General features: G+C 65.0%; 13 protein-coding genes. 3 read left to right on the top strand and 10 right to left on the bottom strand.

The window, feature by feature from the left end:
- Positions 1 to 3: 3 nt before the first annotated feature.
- The 10 genes from kdpB to ABOA88_RS08340 all read right to left on the bottom strand — a co-directional run bounded on the left by kdpB (position 4) and on the right by ABOA88_RS08340 (position 9,709).
- Positions 4 to 2,058, bottom strand: a complete 2,055-nt coding sequence (gene kdpB, locus ABOA88_RS08295; RefSeq protein WP_367851312.1) for a potassium-transporting ATPase subunit KdpB — start codon at positions 2,056 to 2,058, stop codon at positions 4 to 6.
- 9 nt (positions 2,059 to 2,067) lie between these two features.
- Positions 2,068 to 3,762, bottom strand: a complete 1,695-nt coding sequence (gene kdpA, locus ABOA88_RS08300) for a potassium-transporting ATPase subunit KdpA (protein ID WP_367851311.1) — start codon at positions 3,760 to 3,762, stop codon at positions 2,068 to 2,070.
- 9 nt (positions 3,763 to 3,771) lie between these two features.
- Positions 3,772 to 3,861 carry a K(+)-transporting ATPase subunit F gene (kdpF, locus tag ABOA88_RS08305; protein WP_367851310.1) on the bottom strand — a complete coding sequence of 30 codons (90 nt, stop codon included), beginning with the start codon at positions 3,859 to 3,861 and terminating at the stop codon, positions 3,772 to 3,774.
- 184 nt (positions 3,862 to 4,045) lie between these two features.
- Entirely contained in the window at positions 4,046 to 5,098 is a 1,053-nt protein-coding gene (locus ABOA88_RS08310) for an AI-2E family transporter (RefSeq protein ID WP_196169125.1), read from the bottom strand.
- A 12-nt stretch (positions 5,099 to 5,110) separates the two neighbouring features.
- Positions 5,111 to 5,893, bottom strand: a complete 783-nt coding sequence (locus ABOA88_RS08315; RefSeq protein WP_196169124.1) for a DUF4892 domain-containing protein — start codon at positions 5,891 to 5,893, stop codon at positions 5,111 to 5,113.
- Between the two features lie 109 nt (positions 5,894 to 6,002).
- Positions 6,003 to 6,857, bottom strand: a complete 855-nt coding sequence (locus ABOA88_RS08320; protein ID WP_367851309.1) for an alpha/beta fold hydrolase — start codon at positions 6,855 to 6,857, stop codon at positions 6,003 to 6,005.
- A complete protein-coding gene (locus ABOA88_RS08325; protein ID WP_367851308.1) occupies positions 6,854 to 7,642 on the bottom strand; it encodes an alpha/beta fold hydrolase in 789 nt (262 codons plus the stop codon). Before ABOA88_RS08325 ends, ABOA88_RS08320 begins: the two co-directional genes overlap by 4 nt.
- Positions 7,643 to 7,865: 223 nt before the next feature.
- Positions 7,866 to 8,324 carry a phosphohistidine phosphatase SixA gene (gene sixA / locus ABOA88_RS08330; protein WP_367851307.1) on the bottom strand — a complete coding sequence of 153 codons (459 nt, stop codon included), beginning with the start codon at positions 8,322 to 8,324 and terminating at the stop codon, positions 7,866 to 7,868.
- Entirely contained in the window at positions 8,321 to 8,668 is a 348-nt protein-coding gene (locus tag ABOA88_RS08335) for a DUF4389 domain-containing protein (protein ID WP_043211372.1), read from the bottom strand. Before ABOA88_RS08335 ends, sixA begins: the two co-directional genes overlap by 4 nt.
- A gap of 15 nt (positions 8,669 to 8,683) precedes the next feature.
- Complete coding sequence (locus ABOA88_RS08340) at positions 8,684 to 9,709, bottom strand: NAD(P)H-dependent glycerol-3-phosphate dehydrogenase (protein ID WP_043211374.1); 1,026 nt, start codon at positions 9,707 to 9,709, stop codon at positions 8,684 to 8,686.
- A gap of 136 nt (positions 9,710 to 9,845) precedes the next feature.
- Between ABOA88_RS08340 and ABOA88_RS08345 the strand changes: the two genes are divergently transcribed.
- The 3 genes from ABOA88_RS08345 to ABOA88_RS08355 are packed head-to-tail and all read left to right on the top strand — an operon-like array spanning position 9,846 to position 14,805.
- Positions 9,846 to 11,993 carry a TonB-dependent receptor plug domain-containing protein gene (locus tag ABOA88_RS08345; RefSeq protein ID WP_367851306.1) on the top strand — a complete coding sequence of 716 codons (2,148 nt, stop codon included), beginning with the start codon at positions 9,846 to 9,848 and terminating at the stop codon, positions 11,991 to 11,993.
- On the top strand, positions 11,993 to 12,883 hold the full coding sequence (locus ABOA88_RS08350) for an ABC transporter substrate-binding protein (RefSeq protein WP_196169119.1): 891 nt from the start codon (positions 11,993 to 11,995) through the stop codon (positions 12,881 to 12,883). The genes ABOA88_RS08345 and ABOA88_RS08350 overlap by 1 nt, the downstream gene beginning before the upstream one ends.
- Positions 12,880 to 14,805 carry an ATP-binding protein gene (locus ABOA88_RS08355; protein ID WP_196169118.1) on the top strand — a complete coding sequence of 642 codons (1,926 nt, stop codon included), beginning with the start codon at positions 12,880 to 12,882 and terminating at the stop codon, positions 14,803 to 14,805. Before ABOA88_RS08350 ends, ABOA88_RS08355 begins: the two co-directional genes overlap by 4 nt.
- The last annotated feature ends 24 nt before the right edge of the window (positions 14,806 to 14,829 follow it).

The raw sequence follows: 14,829 nt of genomic DNA on the forward strand, positions 1-14,829 counted from the left end.
CCTTCAAACCAGTTGCAGGGCGTTGAGCAAAAGATCTATCGCCTTGATCCCGGCAAACGGCACGATGATGCCGCCCACGCCGTAGATCAGCAGGTTGCGTCGCAGCAGGTGGGCCGCGCTCGCCGCCTGGACGCGCACGCCGCGCAGCGCGAGCGGGATCAGCACGACGATGATCAGCGCGTTGAACACGATGGCCGAAAGGATCGCGCTCTGCGGGCTCTGCAGCTGCATGAGGTTGAGCACGCCCAACTGCGGGTAGATCGCGGCGAACAGCGCCGGCAGGATGGCAAAGTACTTCGCCACGTCGTTGGCGATGGAGAATGTGGTCAGCGCACCGCGGGTGACCAGCAGTTCCTTGCCCACCTGGACCACGTCCAGCAGCTTGGTCGGGTCGCTGTCCAGATCGACCATGTTGGCCGCCTCGCGCGCGGCCTGGGTGCCATCGTTCATGGCCATGCCGACATCAGCCTGGGCCAAGGCGGGGGCATCGTTGGCGCCGTCACCGCACATGGCCACCAGGCGGCCGTCGTTCTGTTCCTGGCGGATGCGCGCCAGCTTCTTCTCCGGCGTGGCCTCGGCCAGCACATCGTCGACCCCCGCTTCGGCGGCAATAGCAGCGGCGGTCAGCGGGTTATCGCCCGTCACCATCACCGTACGGATCCCCAGCTTGCGCAGCTCGGCGAAACGCTCGCGAATGCCGGGCTTGACCACATCCTTGAGGTGGATCACTCCCAGCAAACGCTTGTCGATGCACACCAGCAGCGGTGTGCCACCGCTCTGGGCGATACGCTCGACTTCACGAGCCAACGGCGTGGGCATCTCCAGGCGTTGCAGGCCGACGAAGGCCAACACCGCATCGACCGCGCCCTTGCGGTAGCAGCGTTGCTGGAAGTCGATACCCGAGAGCCGCGTCTCTGCACTGAAGGCAATGGCGTCGAACTGGTTGGCCGAAGGTTCGATGAACGCCTGTTGATGACGTAGGTATTCGACAATCGACTTGCCCTCGGCAGTGTCGTCGGCAAGCGAGGCGAACAACGCGCCCTCCCCCAGTTCCCGCGCGGTGATGCCGGGCGCGGCATGCAGTGCACTGCAACGACGGTTGCCGAAGGTGATGGTGCCGGTTTTGTCGAGCATCAGCGTGTGCACATCACCCGCCGCCTCCACCGCACGGCCGGAGCGGGCGATGACGTTAAGGCGCACAAGGCGGTCCATGCCGGCGATGCCGATGGCCGAGAGCAGGCCACCGATGGTGGTGGGGATGAGCGTCACCAGCAGCGCGGCGAGGAAGATCAGCGGCAGGCTGCCGCCGGAAAACCGGGCGAATGGCTGCAGGGTCACCACCACGATCAGGAAGATCAACGTCAGGCCGATCAGCAGGATATCCAGGGCGATCTCGTTGGGGGTCTTCTGGCGTTTGGCGCCTTCGACCAAGGCGATCATGCGATCCAGGGTCGACTCGCCGGGGTTGCTGGTGATGCGAATCAACAGCCAGTCCGAAACCAGACGGGTGTTGCCGGTCACTGCCGAGCGGTCGCCGCCGGACTCACGGACCACAGGGGCCGACTCGCCGGTGATGGCCGCCTCGTTGACCGCAGCGATGCCTTCGAGCACTTCACCGTCACCAGGGATCAGCTCGCCAGCGACGACCTTGACCACATCGTCCTTGCGCAGCTGGGTGGCGGGCACGGTCTCGTAGCCGCCATCGGCGGTGCGACGCTGGGCGGTCAGGCCCTGACTGCCGGCCTTGAGGCTGTCGGCACGGGCCTTGCCGCGGCCTTCGGCCAGGGCTTCGGCGAAGTTGGCGAACAGCACGGTGAACCACAGCCACAGGGCGATCTGCAGGGCCACGCCGGTCCCCACGCCACTGCCGGGGACGAAGCACAGCAGCGTGGTCAGCAGCGCGGTCAGGGCGACCACCAACATCACCGGCGAGCGCTTGAGTTGACGGGGGTCGAGCTTGACGAAAGCCTGTACCAGGGCTGGACGCCAGAGCGCGGCGAAGCGGGTCTGGTCCACGGCGGTGCGGTGGGCTTTGACGTCAGGAATAGGCATGTTCATGGGAGGTCCTCAGAAGCCAAGGCTCAGGTGTTCGGCAATCGGCCCGAGGGCCAGGGTCGGCAGGAAGGTCAGGCCACCGACCAGCAGGATGGTCACCAGCAGCAGGACCACGAACAGCGGGCCATGGGTGGGGAAGCTGTTCAGGCCCTGGGGCGCACTCTTCTTCGCTGCCAAGCTGCCAGCCAGGGCGAGAACCGGCAGGATGTAGCCGAAGCGGCCGATGAGCATGGCCAGACCGATCATCAGGTTGTGGTACGGCGTATTGGCACCGAACCCGGCAAAGGCCGATCCGTTGTTGGCGGTGCCGGAAGTGTAGGCGTAGAGCAGTTGGCTGAAGCCGTGGGCACCGGGATTGGTCACGGCACTGGCAGGCCCGGCGAGGCTCGCGGTGATGGCACCGAGCACCAGTACACCCACCGGCATCACCAGCAAGGTCGCCACCAGCAGTTGCACCTCCCGCGCCTGGAGCTTCTTGCCTAGGTACTCCGGCGTGCGCCCGATCATCAGGCCCGCCAGGAACACAGCGATCAGCACGAACAGCAACATGCCGTACAGCCCCGCGCCGACGCCGCCGAAGATCACCTCGCCGACCATCATGTTGACCATGGCCACCATACCCGTGAGCGGGTTGAGGCTGTCATGCATGGCGTTGACCGAACCGTTCGAGGCGGCGGTGGTGGTCACGCTCCACAGCACCGAGGCGGTGGTGCCGAAGCGGCTTTCCTTGCCTTCGAGCGGCGCGCCCTGTTGTACCTGGGCGCTTTCCAAGGCGGGGTTGGGCTGTTGCTCGGACCACAGCGCCGTGGCGCCGCCGAGCAGGAACAGACCCAACATGCAGGCGAGGATCGCCCGGCTCTGGCGCAGGTCTTTGACGTAATGGCCGAAGGTGAACACCAGCGCTGCCGGAATGAGGATGATCGATGCCACCTCGAACAGATTGCTCCAGGCCGTAGGGTTCTCGAACGGGTGTGCCGAGTTGACGCCGAAGAAGCCGCCGCCATTGGTGCCCAGTTGCTTGATGGCAATCTGGCTGGCGGCAGGGCCAAGGGGAAGGGTCTGGTCGCTGCCTTGCAAGGTCAGCGCGTGGGCGTAGTCGGCAAAGGTCTGCGGCACGCCCTGCCACACCAGCAGCAGCGCCAGCACCAGACACAATGGCAGCAGTACGTAGAGGGTGGCGCGGGTCAGGTCAACCCAGAAATTGCCCAGCGTGGTGGTGGAGCGACGAGCAATCCCTCGGCACAGCGCGACCAGCACGGCAAGGCCGGTGGCGGCACTCACGAAGTTCTGCACGGTCAGGCCGATCATCTGGCTCAGGTAGCTGACCGAGGCTTCGCCGCTGTAGGCCTGCCAGTTGGTGTTGGTCATGAAACTGACTGCAGTGTTGAACGCCAGCGCCCACTCCTGCCCCGGCAGGTGCTGCGGGTTCAGCGGCAGGTACCCCTGAAGCAGAAGCATGGTGAACAACAACACGAAGCCCACCAGGTTGAAGGCCAGCAAGGCCAGGGTGTATTGCTTCCAGTTCTGCTCCTGATCGGCGCGTACGCCGGCCAGGCGGTAGCAACCTTGCTCCAGCGGGCCGAGCACCGGTGTCAGCCAGGTGCGCTGCCCTTCCATCACCTTGAAGCAGAAGCGCCCAAGCCAGGGTGCTGGCAGCAGTACGATAGCGAAGAACGCCAGCAGCAATAGGTAGTCGTAACTGTGCATGGCCGCCCCTTAGCTGCGATCGGCGCGCAGCAGCGCCACCAGCAGGTACATCACCAACACCACTGCCAGCAGCAGTGACACCCCGTCCAGCATGTTCATGTACGCATCTCCCTTGGTACGGCGCATAGGCCGCTTTAGGGCAATTGTCCGAGGGAGGGGCGTAAAGGGACGAGACGGGGGGTGGGGCCAGGGCATAAAGAGTGCGTAAAGATCAGGCTTTTCGGCAGCCGCCATCGTCGCGGGTACCCCCGCAAGGATGGCGGCATGGAGAGCCTTGGCCTGTCTACCGCTGGGGTGTCTGCTGCCCCGCGTTACGACTCCAGTCCAGCAGCAGGCTGTAGCCCACCGCCAGCAAGGTCGGCCCGATGAACAGGCCGATGAAGCCAAAGGCGATCAGCCCGCCGAACACCCCGAGCAGCACGATCACCAACGGCAGGTTGCCACCGCGGCTGATCAGGTAGGGCTTGAGGACGTTGTCCACGCCGCTGATGATGAAGGTGCCCCACAGGCCGAGGAACACCGCCATGCCGTACTCACCCTTCCACACCAGCCAGCCGGTGGCCGGTATCCAGGCCAGCGGCGGCCCCATGGGGATCAGGCTGAGCATGAAGGTCACCAGGCCCAGCACGATGGCGCCCGGCACGCCGGCGATCAGGAAGCCGATCAAAGCCAGCAGGCCTTGGGCCGCGGCAGTGCCGATCACGCCGTTGACCACGCGCTGCACAGTGCCAGCCACCAGGTCCAGGTAATACTCGGCGCGATCCCCCATCAACCGCTGCAACAAGCGCAGCACGAAAGCAGCTAGGCGCGGCCCGTCACGGTAGAAGAAGAACACGAACACCAGGCTCAGGGTCAGCTCCAGGGCGCCGCTGCCAATCTGCGCACTGCGTGCCAGAAGCCAGTTGCCGACCTGCCCCAGGTGGGGCTTGATCGAGGCCAGCAAGGCCGCGCCCTGTTGATCCATGGAGTCCCACCAGCGCACCAGGCGCTCCCCCACCAGAGGGATGCTGCCCAGCCAGTCGGGGGCGTCGGGCAAGCCGTCGACCTGTACGTCACGGATGAACGCGGTGGCATCACGGATGTGGTCGGCCAGATTGAAGCCGAGCCACACCAGCGGCAAGGCCACCACCAGGATCCACACGGCGGTGAGCAGGCTCGCGGCGAGCGTTTCGCGCCCGCCCAGCACGCGGGTGAGCAGGCGCATCAGCGGCCAACTGGCGAACGCCAGGATGGCGCCCCAGAGCAACGCCGAGATGAAAGGCGCCATCACCCACAAACCGGCCCCGAGCAAGGCCAGCAGCAGGATCTGGATCAGCAGGCGATCATTGTTGGGCATGGATGGGCTCATTCAACGGATCAGCTCCAGGTGCAGGCCCTCGGTGGGTGCCGTCCCGACTTCCAGGCGGGTACTGCGCACGCCGGCGTTTACCAGTTGCTCGCGCCAGGCCTCGGCCTGGGCGCCGCTGAGGCTGGCGCGCAGGGTGCTGTCCAGGTTCAGGCTGCGCCCGAGCAAAGCCACCCAGGTGGGCTGCGGTGCGGCAAGGTCAGGGTAGTCCAGCTTGCCGGTGTCGCGCAGTTCGCGCAGCACCGTGGCCGGAGTCGGCAACAGCTCGCCCAGAGGGTGATCGGCCACGAACTCCTCGACGTGCAGGTAGGCGCGGCGATTGCCACGGGTGACGCTGTAGAGCGAGACCAGGGTGTCGGCCTCTTCGGCGGAGCGGCGCAGAAGAATGAACGCCTGTTGCTCGTCACCACCATTGAGGCGGGCATTGGCGAACACCTCGTTGGCCCACAGGCTGGCTTCGCCGCAATCACGGCCCTGGCACCAGAACAGCGGGTAGCCTCCCTCGCGCTGCAAGGCCTCGCGGGCGCTGGTGAAGGCCTCACGGGCGGTCCGTTCGACAGGGAGCTCATAGGTGACGGAACTGACCTGGCCGCGGCTTTCGACCTTCTCGTCCACCCGCAGGCGGCCGCTGATCTTGCGCAAAGGGCCCATGGGGTAGACCCGCTCCTGCTCCACGGCCGGACGCTGGTCGACCACTTTGGCGTCCACCGGCACGGGCAGGCTGCCGGCCCACGACAAGGGGCTGGCCAGGCCCAGGCAAACGGCGATCAGGGTGCGCGTGATCATCGGCCACCTGTCACGCACAGGGCGCCGATGGGGTTATCCAGGATGTCTGGCATGTGCATGGTTGTCTCCGTGTTCAACCCGCCAAGCCTCGACACTTGTCCAGTGCAAGTCAAGAAAAGCCGAAGAAGCGATTGAAACAGTCTGCAACAAGGGTTGCGCCCTGTTCGTCATTCAAATGCAGGTGATGGCCACCGGGCAGCGTGACCTGCTCAAAGGGTAGCTGCTCCAGCAAGGCTGTGTGCTGCGCGAGCATGCCATCGGCCGCCACCACCAGGCAGGCCGGGCACGCGAGCCTGTGCACGAAGGCCATGGCCTGCGCCTCGTTCAGGCGTACCGGTGATGGCAAGGTCAGGCGGCTGTCGCTGCGCCAGCTGTAGCCGCCCGGTACCGGCATCAAGCCACGCTGGGCCAGCAGCTCGGCGGCTTCGCGGCTGACCGCGACCATGCCTTTCATGCGCGCCTGTACGCCTTCTTCAAGGGTCGCGTACACCGACTTGCGCTTGCCATCCAGGCGCAGTTGCGCCTGCAGCGCCATGCCCAGGCGTTCTGCGGCGTCCTGCTCGCGGGCCGTGGGCGGGATCACGCCGTCGATCAACGCCAGGTGGCTGATGCGATCGGGCAAGGCACCCGCCAGTTGCACGCTGATGATTGCGCCCAACGAGTGTCCGAGCAGACCAAAGCGCTTCCATCCCAGTTGCTCGGCCACCCGCAGCACATCGTGGGCGTAGTCGGCCAAGGCGTAACCGGCGCCGACGGGGCGATGCTCGGAATAGCCATGCCCGGCCAGGTCCAGGGCGAGCACGCGCAGCCCTTTGAGGCGCGGCGCCAGGCGGGCGAAGCTGTTGGCGTTGTCCAGCCAGCCATGCAAGGCGATCACCGGCAGGCCGTCATCCGGCCCGAACAGGTGCGCCGCCAGCTCGATATGGCCCAGGCTCAGGCGGATCTCTTCGACGTGCGTACTCATGCCCGGCTCCAGCGATCGAACAGGCCTTTGATCAAGCGCGCAGTGTCTCCCGGGCGCTCCAGCGGGAACATGTGCCCACCTGGCAGGCTGTGGTATTCGCCCCGGGGAATGCCACGCACCGCCAGGGCATGGTGTCGGCGGATCACCCGGCTCTGGTCGCCACGCACCACCGCCAGCGGCACCTGCAACTGGCGCGCTGGCGCCGGGCTGACGTGGGGGATACTGCGGTAGATGTCGATTTCGGTGCTCGGGTCGAAGCGCAGGCGCAAGCCCTCCTGAGTGGCCTGCAGGCCGTGCTCCAGATACGCCTCCAGGCAATCGGGGTCGAAGTGGCGGAACAGCGTCTTGCCGGCGAAATAGGCCCGTGCGCTGTCACGGTCGGGGAATGCCTCGCGACGCCCCAGGGTTCGCCCGGCCGGGGTGATGCGGTCGATGAAGCCCAGGCGCTTGGCTGCGCGGATCATCCACTGGTCGGCGCGGGTCAGCACAGGCGAATCGAGCATCACCACGCCTCGGTAGTACTGCGGGCAACGTAGGGCGGCATGCAGGTGCAGAAGGCCACCCAGGGAATGGCCGACGCCCCAGACCGGCTGCCCCTGCTGGCCCAGGTGATGAAGCAACTCATCGACCAGGCTCTGCCAGTTGTCGTTGACCGGAAACCGCGGGTCGTGTGCATGTTGAGCCAGGTGCCGGACCTGGTAGTCCGGCGCCAGGGCGGCGAACAACTTGCCGTAGGTGGCCGAAGGGAAGCCATTGGCGTGGGCGAAGAAGATCTGCTGCGACATGGCGGCCTGGTCTGAATGGGAAGTGATAGCCCATTGTCGGCATGGCGCGCTGGGGCGGCAACGTTCGGAAAGGTCATCGCTGAGGGCGATCCGGACATGCCTGGCATGTGTGTCACCTTCTTCGCGGGTGAGCCCGCTCCCACAGGTTCTGTGTTGCTATCAAACCTACCGCCGCGTCTGGGAGCGCGTTTACCTGCGAAGAGATCACCGCCAAAAGCCAGGGTCAGCCAGCGTGGTACAGCCCCAGCAAGGTCATCAACCCGGCCAGCGGCCAGTCCCCTTCCAGCTCAGCAAGGCTCGCCGTGCTCAGGGGCGCCGGTTGCTGGCCATGGCCGTGTTCGAGCATGCCCACCAAGGTGCCAACCAAGGGCTGGTGACTCACCAGCAGCACATGCTCCAGGCCCAGTTTGTCCAGCTCGCCGATCACCTGCCCGACATCGCTGTCGGGGGTGAGCCAAGGCACGGTACGCACCGGTTCCTCGAAGCCCAGGGCGTCATGCACCAGGGCGGCGGTCTGCTGGGCCCGAACGTAAGGGCTGGCGATGATCGCCTGCAGCGGTTGGCCCAACAGGCGCGCGGCGCTGCGCAGCACCTGCTCGCGACCATGGTTGGTCAGGCGCCGCTCAGCGTCGGTGTTGGCACGTGGCTCGGCCTCGCCATGGCGCAGCACCCAGACCTTCACAGTTTGGGCTCCTGGTCACGCACCGGGTGAGGCGCCGAGGCAACTTCGTGGGGCACTTCGCCTTCAGGGGCGCGAGGGGTCGGCCAGTCGGCGAACGGCCAGGGCTTCTGGTCGCTGTGGAAGGTGCCAAAGCGGCCGATCTGCGCCAGGAACTGGCTCAGGCTGTCGCCGAAGTTCATCAGGCTGCCGCTGGGCGCGCCATAGACCAGGCGATAGATCAGCTGGACCAGCACCAGGCCACCCAGCAACAGCTGGGCCATGTGCCAGACCAAGAGGAACACCAGCATCCACAGTACCCGCAGGATGATCGATTCGCGCTGGGCGCGGTTGGCTGTGTCGTTCATGCATGTGCTCCGGGATCAATTGAAACCGCTGATGGAAATGAAATCGACGTCGGTCTTGGGCTCGGCGCGCATCAGGTGCTCGATCACCTGGTTCAGCGTACGCCCCTCGAAGAGGATCGCGTGCAGGCCAGCCACCAGCGGCATGTACACCTGTACCTCTTGGGCCTTGGCCTTGAGCACCTTGAGGGTGTTGACGCCCTCGGCCACCTCGCCCAGGCGGCTCACCGCCTGTTCCAGGCTCAGGCCCTGGCCCAGGGCATGGCCGACCTGATAGTTGCGGCTCTTGGGCGAAGAGCAGGTGACGATCAAGTCGCCGACCCCGGCCAGGCCCAGGAAGGTCATGGGGTTGGCGCCCTGGCTCACGGCGAAGCGGGTCATCTCGGCCAGCGCGCGGGTGATCAGCATGCTCTTGGTGTTCTCGCCCATGCCCAGGGCGACGGCCATGCCGGCAATGATGGCGTAGACGTTCTTCAACGCGCCGCCGAGTTCGACGCCGAAGCGGTCGGCGCTGGCGTAGACGCGGAAGGTGCGGCCATGCAACACCGCCTGAACGCGTTGGCAGAGGGCTTCGTCCTCGCTGGCCACCACGGTGGCGGTCAGGGCGTGCTCGGCGATCTCGCGGGCCAGGTTCGGCCCCGACAGCACGCCGATGCGAGCCTCGGGCGCGATCTCTTCGAGGATCTGGCTCATCAACTTGAAGCTTTGCGCCTCGATGCCCTTGGTCAGACTGACCAGACCCTTGCCGCGCAACAGCTCGGCATGAGGCGCCAGCACGCTGCGCAAGGCGCTGGAAGGCAGCGCGACGAAGATCAGGTCGCAGGCCTGCAACGTGGCCAGCAGGTCGTTGACCGGCTCCACTCCATCCTGCAGGCGAATGCCTTTGAGGTAGCGAGGATTCTCGCGATTGACGCGCATGGCCTCGGCCTGCTCGGGGTCACGCATCCATTGCCGTACCGGCACGCCGTTTTCGGCCAGCAAGTTCGCCACGGCGGTGCCGAAGCTGCCGCCACCCAGAACTGCAACAGGTTGCTGTTCAGTCATATCCAATCCGTTAAAGCCAATAAGTTAAGTTGGCGACCGGGGCATTATACGGCGCGCATGCGACAGAGCCAGTGGCAGTGCCAGCCCTGCGTATGGATATCAAATCGCACTGGCAAAACCCAAGCGGTCAGTTAACATGCCTGTTTCATCTCTGAAACAAGGCCGTACCGTGTTCCCTGGCACGCCACCTTACCCTCGCCTGTTGTTGCTGACTGCCCTCTTGGGCGGCCCGGCCCTGGCCGATGACATGTTCCTCGACAACCAGGACCTGCCGCAGGTTCTGACCGCGACACGCCTGAAACAATCCCCGGCCGCTGTACCTGGCAGCATGACGGTGCTCGACAGCGAACTGATCCGCGCCAGCGGCGCACGCGACATCCCCGAGCTGATGCGCCTGGTACCCGGCATGATGGTGGGCTACGTCGCCGGCAACCAGCCGACCGTCAACTACCATGGCAGCAACGTCAACGACGCGCGGCGCATGCAGGTGCTGATCGATGGCCGCTCGGTGTATCGCGCGGGCCTGGCCACGGTGGACTGGAGCGACATCCCGCTGGCCATCGAGGACATCGACCGGATCGAGGTATTCCGCGGACCCAACACCGTGAGTTACGGGGCCAACGCCTTGATGGCGGTGGTCAACATCCTCACCCGCAACCCCGCCGACAGCCATGGCACCCGGGTGAAGGTCACCCGCGGCCAGGACGGCATCAACGATTACTACGCCAGCCAGGGCTTTGGCTGGGAAGGCGGCGACATGCGCCTGTCGCTGTCCGGCATGCAGGACGATGGCTTTGACGAGGACCAGTTCGGCAACGATTACCGCGACAGCCGCCGCCTCAACCGCTTCAACCTCAGCGCCAGCCATAACCTGGCGGTGAACCAGACCCTGGAATGGCAACTGGCGGCCAAGGAAGGGAGCAACCAGCGGCCTTATACGTATCAGCCGGTATTTCGCAGGGCGCCGTCTGGGGACAACGCCGATGTCAATGCCAAGGATTATGCAGGTTCCGTACGCTGGAACATCGACTTCAATCCCGAGCACAGCTTCTATGTCCAGACCTCCGCCCAACAATTCGAGCGTGATCAGGTTTGGCGAGCGTGCGACGCAGCCTTGGCATTCAGCCCGGAAATGGCCCGGCTTTGGCAACTGGACCCGGACTTCACCGAACGGGTCGCACGCAACATCAACAGCGGCAACGTCCCCACGACCACCGACCCAGTGCTCAACGACTTGCTTCAAAAAGTCCAGGACCAATGGGCCGCCGGCGCCAACCAGACCATCTGCGGCGACGTCGACCAGAGCACCCGGGAAACCCGCTTCGACCTGGAAATCCAGGACACCCTGAGCCTGACCGACAACCTGCGTCTGCTCAGTGGCATGAACTACCGTTACGACCGCGCCGACTCCCAGACCTACTTCAACGGCAGCCTCGATGACCAGACCTGGCGCCTGTTCGGCCAGTTGGAGTGGCGCGCCGACGAACACTGGATCCTCCAGGGCGGCGCGATGCTGGAAGACTCGCGCCTCTCAGGCAGCTCCCTCACTCCACGCATGGCGGTCAACTATCTGATTACCCCGCGCCACGGATTGCGCGCGGTGTACTCCGAAGCCGTACGCTCACCCGACATGTTCGAGAACAACGTCAACTGGAGCTATACGGTCGATAACCTCACGCCCAACTACTACGGTTTCAGCAGCGGCGAATACTTCGTCAAGACACGTGGTCCGGGCAACCTCGAACAAGAACGCATGCGTTCGAGAGAGCTGGGCTACAACGGCAATTTCAGCGACATCGACCTGAGCATGGATGTGAAGCTGTTCTATGACGAGATCACCGGAATGATCAGCGAGCCGTTGCGCAACAACCAGTACATCGCCAGCAACGCCAACAAGGCCCGCTTCAGTGGCAGCGAGACACAGCTGGACTGGCGCCCTACCCTGCGTGACCGGCTGCGCCTGACCTACGCCTACGTCGATGCCTGGGCCAGCAACCCCAACGATCGGCGCCTAAGCGCACGCAACAGTGGCTCGGCCGGCTGGATGCACGAATGGGGAGACGGGTGGTCCAGCGCGCTCTTCTATTACGGTGACGACGCACTCAACCAGTACCGCTATGAGCGCCTCGACCTGCGAGTGGCCAAGCGCCTTCGCATCCAGGGTAGCAACCTGGAATTGGCCGCGCTCTGGCAGCAGCGCCTGGACGACGAGCCCGTCACCGTGCCACAGAACCGCTACGACAGCCGTCATCGCCTGAGCGTGAGCGCGGAGTTGGAGTTCTGATGGCCTTGCTGCTGCGCCTGCTGCTGTTCTGCCTGTGGCCCTTGGGCGCGGTGTCAGCCAGCGAGATTCTGTTGGTAGGCGCCAGCGACCAACCCGGCGTACGCAGCTTCGTCTCCGCCCTGGAAGCGCGTCGCCCCACCGACCAGGTGCATTTCAAGACCGTCGACACCCTGCCCAGGCCCGGGCAGTTGAAGGCGGATGTGCGCCTGGTGCTGCTCGACAACGCAGCGTTCGAATGGCGCCTTGGCGAGGCCGCTGGCCCTCCGGCGCTGGCCTTGCGTGTCAGTCGGGTACAGGCGGAACAACGCCTGGGAAAGTCGCGTCCCGCCTACCTGTGCCTGTTGTGGAGCGATCCACCGCCTGGTCGGCAATTGCGCCTGGCGCGCTACCTGTTGCCACAGGCGCGACGAATCGGAGTGCTGTACGGCGAACATAGCCGCTTCATGCTGGACGAGCTGCGCCTGGCCGCCCGTCCACTGGGCCTTGAGATCGTCGCACAGGACTGGCCGGACCCGCGCGACAGTCGCCCGCTGCAACACCTGCTGAGCAACAGCGATGTCCTGCTGGGGATCGACGACCCCGACCTGTACAACTCCAAGACCGCCAAGAATGTCCTGCTCAGCAGCTATGGCCGGCAGATGGCGCTGATCGGCCCCAACGCAGGCTTTGTCCGTGCCGGGGCGCTGGCCAGCACCTTCAGCGACCAGGACGACTGGCTCGCAGTGCTCGACCAGTTGCTCGACCGCTCGCCCGCCAGTTGGCCGCGCAGCCACTACCCCGCGCACTATGGGGTCAGCGGCAACCAGCAGGTGGCTCGCGCCTTGGGGCTGGAGCCGATCGACCCCAAGGCCGCCGCCGTGGTCCTGGCCGAAGGAGAGCCCACCCCATGAGCAACCGCCTGAGCTGGGACATCCACACCCGCACCCAGATCATCAGCCTGGGCCCCGCCCTGTTGCTGACCCTGCTGCTGATCAGCTTCTTCACCTTCGTGCGTCTGCAGGACCTGCGCCAGGAGCTCAACCATACCGGGCAGTTGATCGCCAACCAATTGGCTCCCGCCTCTGAATATGGCGTGATTTCCGGCAACAATGAGGTACTCGAAAGCCTCATGCGCGCGACCTTGAGCATTCCGCACGTACGTTTTCTCGAGGTGCAGGACAGCCGCAACCACATCCTGGTGTACGTCGAGCAGAACGGCGAGAACGTCAACCGTGCCCAGCGTGTGGAAGTGTTCCAGGCACCGATCCGCTTGCAACAGATCCGCCTGGACAACGACTTCCTGCAACAGGGCAATACGCCTGCTCCCAGCATTGGCGATGACTATCTGGGGCGGGTGATCGTGGGCATGTCCGACGATGCGTTCAGCCAGCGCCAGCAGGAAATCGTCATCAAGGCCGGCATCCTGGCCCTGTTCGCCTTGCTGTTCACCTTCCTGCTCGCCCGCCGCCTGGCCATGAGCCTGGCCAAGCCGATCAGCGACATGGGCCATGCGGTCAAGGCGATCCAGAAGGGCGAGTTCAAGACCCAGGTGCCGGAAGTCGACGACAGCGAACTGGGACACCTGGCCCGACACATCAACAACCTGGCCAGTGCCCTGGAGAAAGCCAGCACCGAGCAGAAGCAGGCCATGGCCCAGATGATCCAGGCGCGTGAGGAGGCCGAGCAGGCCAACCGGACCAAATCGGAGTTCCTGGCGATGATGAGCCATGAGCTGCGCACCCCCATGAACGGCGTACTGGGCATGCTGCAACTGCTCGAGACCACTCCACTGACCAGCGAACAGGCTGACTACACCGCCGTGGCCAGCGAATCCACCGGGCACCTGCTCAAGGTGATCAACGACATCCTTGATTTCTCGCGAATCGAGCGCACCACGCTGGAACTCGAACACATCGCCTTCAACCTGGGCGAGCTGATCAGCAGCAGCGTCCAGTCGTTCCAGCACAGTGCCCAGCAGCGCGGGCTGGGCCTGCATTTACAGCTCCCCCAGGGCATCGACCGGTTGCAGGTCACAGGCGATCCGACACGGATCCGCCAGATCCTGCTGAACCTGATCGGCAACGCCTTGAAATTCACCGAACACGGCCAGGTGGAAGTAGAAGCCCGTTGGCGGGTCCTGGATGCCCAGCAGGTGTGGTTCACCTGCGCGGTGCGTGACACCGGCATCGGCATCGACAGCGACCGCCTGGAGATGATGTTCGTGGCCTTCCAGCAGGCCGACAGCTCGATTTCCCGTCGCTATGGCGGCACAGGCCTTGGCCTGGCGATCGCACGGACCCTCGCCGAACGCATGGGCGGGCAGTTGCGCGGTGAAAGCCGCGAAGGTTTGGGCTCGACCTTCACCCTGGAAATGCCTCTGGCCCTGGCCAGCGCCACGGCGACCCTGCTGCCGGCCCAGGACGTCGAAGGCCAAGGGGCCTGGGAAGGCGGGCAGATCCTGCTGGTGGAAGATAACCCGGTCAACCAGAGCGTCATCGAGGCCATGCTGCGCAGCCTGGGCTTCGATGTCGTCACCGCCCTCGATGGGCTTCAGGCCGTCGAGCAGGTGCTCCAGCAACGCTTCGCCGCCGTGCTGATGGACTGCCGCCTGCCCGTGGTGGACGGCTACGAGGCCACCCGGCGCATCCGCCTGCTGCCCAATGGCGCGCAAGTGCCGATCATCGCCCTCACGGCCAATGCCCTGCAGGGCGATCGCGAGCGATGCCTGGCAGCGGGAATGAACGACTACCTGAGCAAACCGTTCAAACGAACGGAATTGCAGCAGGTGTTGCAGCGCTGGTTGTCCCGACGGACAGCCGCGACTGGCGATTAACGCCGAAATGCGGCAGTCTAGGGA

Source organism: Pseudomonas sp. PKS (genome assembly GCF_051913525.1).
GTDB lineage: Bacteria > Pseudomonadota > Gammaproteobacteria > Pseudomonadales > Pseudomonadaceae > Aquipseudomonas > Aquipseudomonas guariconensis_D.

What these genes read in the sequence shown, in the direction of transcription:
- ABOA88_RS08325 (WP_367851308.1), bottom strand. Translation starts at nt 7,642, where the DNA reads ATGTCGCAGCAGATCTTCTTCGCCCACGCCAATGGCTTCCCTTCGGCC.
- ABOA88_RS08335 (WP_043211372.1), bottom strand. Translation starts at nt 8,668, where the DNA reads ATGAACGACACAGCCAACCGCGCCCAGCGCGAATCGATCATCCTGCGG.
- ABOA88_RS08315 (WP_196169124.1), bottom strand. Translation starts at nt 5,893, where the DNA reads ATGATCACGCGCACCCTGATCGCCGTTTGCCTGGGCCTGGCCAGCCCC.
- kdpB (WP_367851312.1), bottom strand. Translation starts at nt 2,058, where the DNA reads ATGAACATGCCTATTCCTGACGTCAAAGCCCACCGCACCGCCGTGGAC.
- ABOA88_RS08310 (WP_196169125.1), bottom strand. Translation starts at nt 5,098, where the DNA reads ATGCCCAACAATGATCGCCTGCTGATCCAGATCCTGCTGCTGGCCTTG.
- ABOA88_RS08345 (WP_367851306.1), top strand. Translation starts at nt 9,846, where the DNA reads ATGCCTGTTTCATCTCTGAAACAAGGCCGTACCGTGTTCCCTGGCACG.
- ABOA88_RS08350 (WP_196169119.1), top strand. Translation starts at nt 11,993, where the DNA reads ATGGCCTTGCTGCTGCGCCTGCTGCTGTTCTGCCTGTGGCCCTTGGGC.
- ABOA88_RS08320 (WP_367851309.1), bottom strand. Translation starts at nt 6,857, where the DNA reads ATGAGTACGCACGTCGAAGAGATCCGCCTGAGCCTGGGCCATATCGAG.
- kdpA (WP_367851311.1), bottom strand. Translation starts at nt 3,762, where the DNA reads ATGCACAGTTACGACTACCTATTGCTGCTGGCGTTCTTCGCTATCGTA.
- ABOA88_RS08355 (WP_196169118.1), top strand. Translation starts at nt 12,880, where the DNA reads ATGAGCAACCGCCTGAGCTGGGACATCCACACCCGCACCCAGATCATC.
- kdpF (WP_367851310.1), bottom strand. Translation starts at nt 3,861, where the DNA reads ATGAACATGCTGGACGGGGTGTCACTGCTGCTGGCAGTGGTGTTGGTG.
- ABOA88_RS08340 (WP_043211374.1), bottom strand. Translation starts at nt 9,709, where the DNA reads ATGACTGAACAGCAACCTGTTGCAGTTCTGGGTGGCGGCAGCTTCGGC.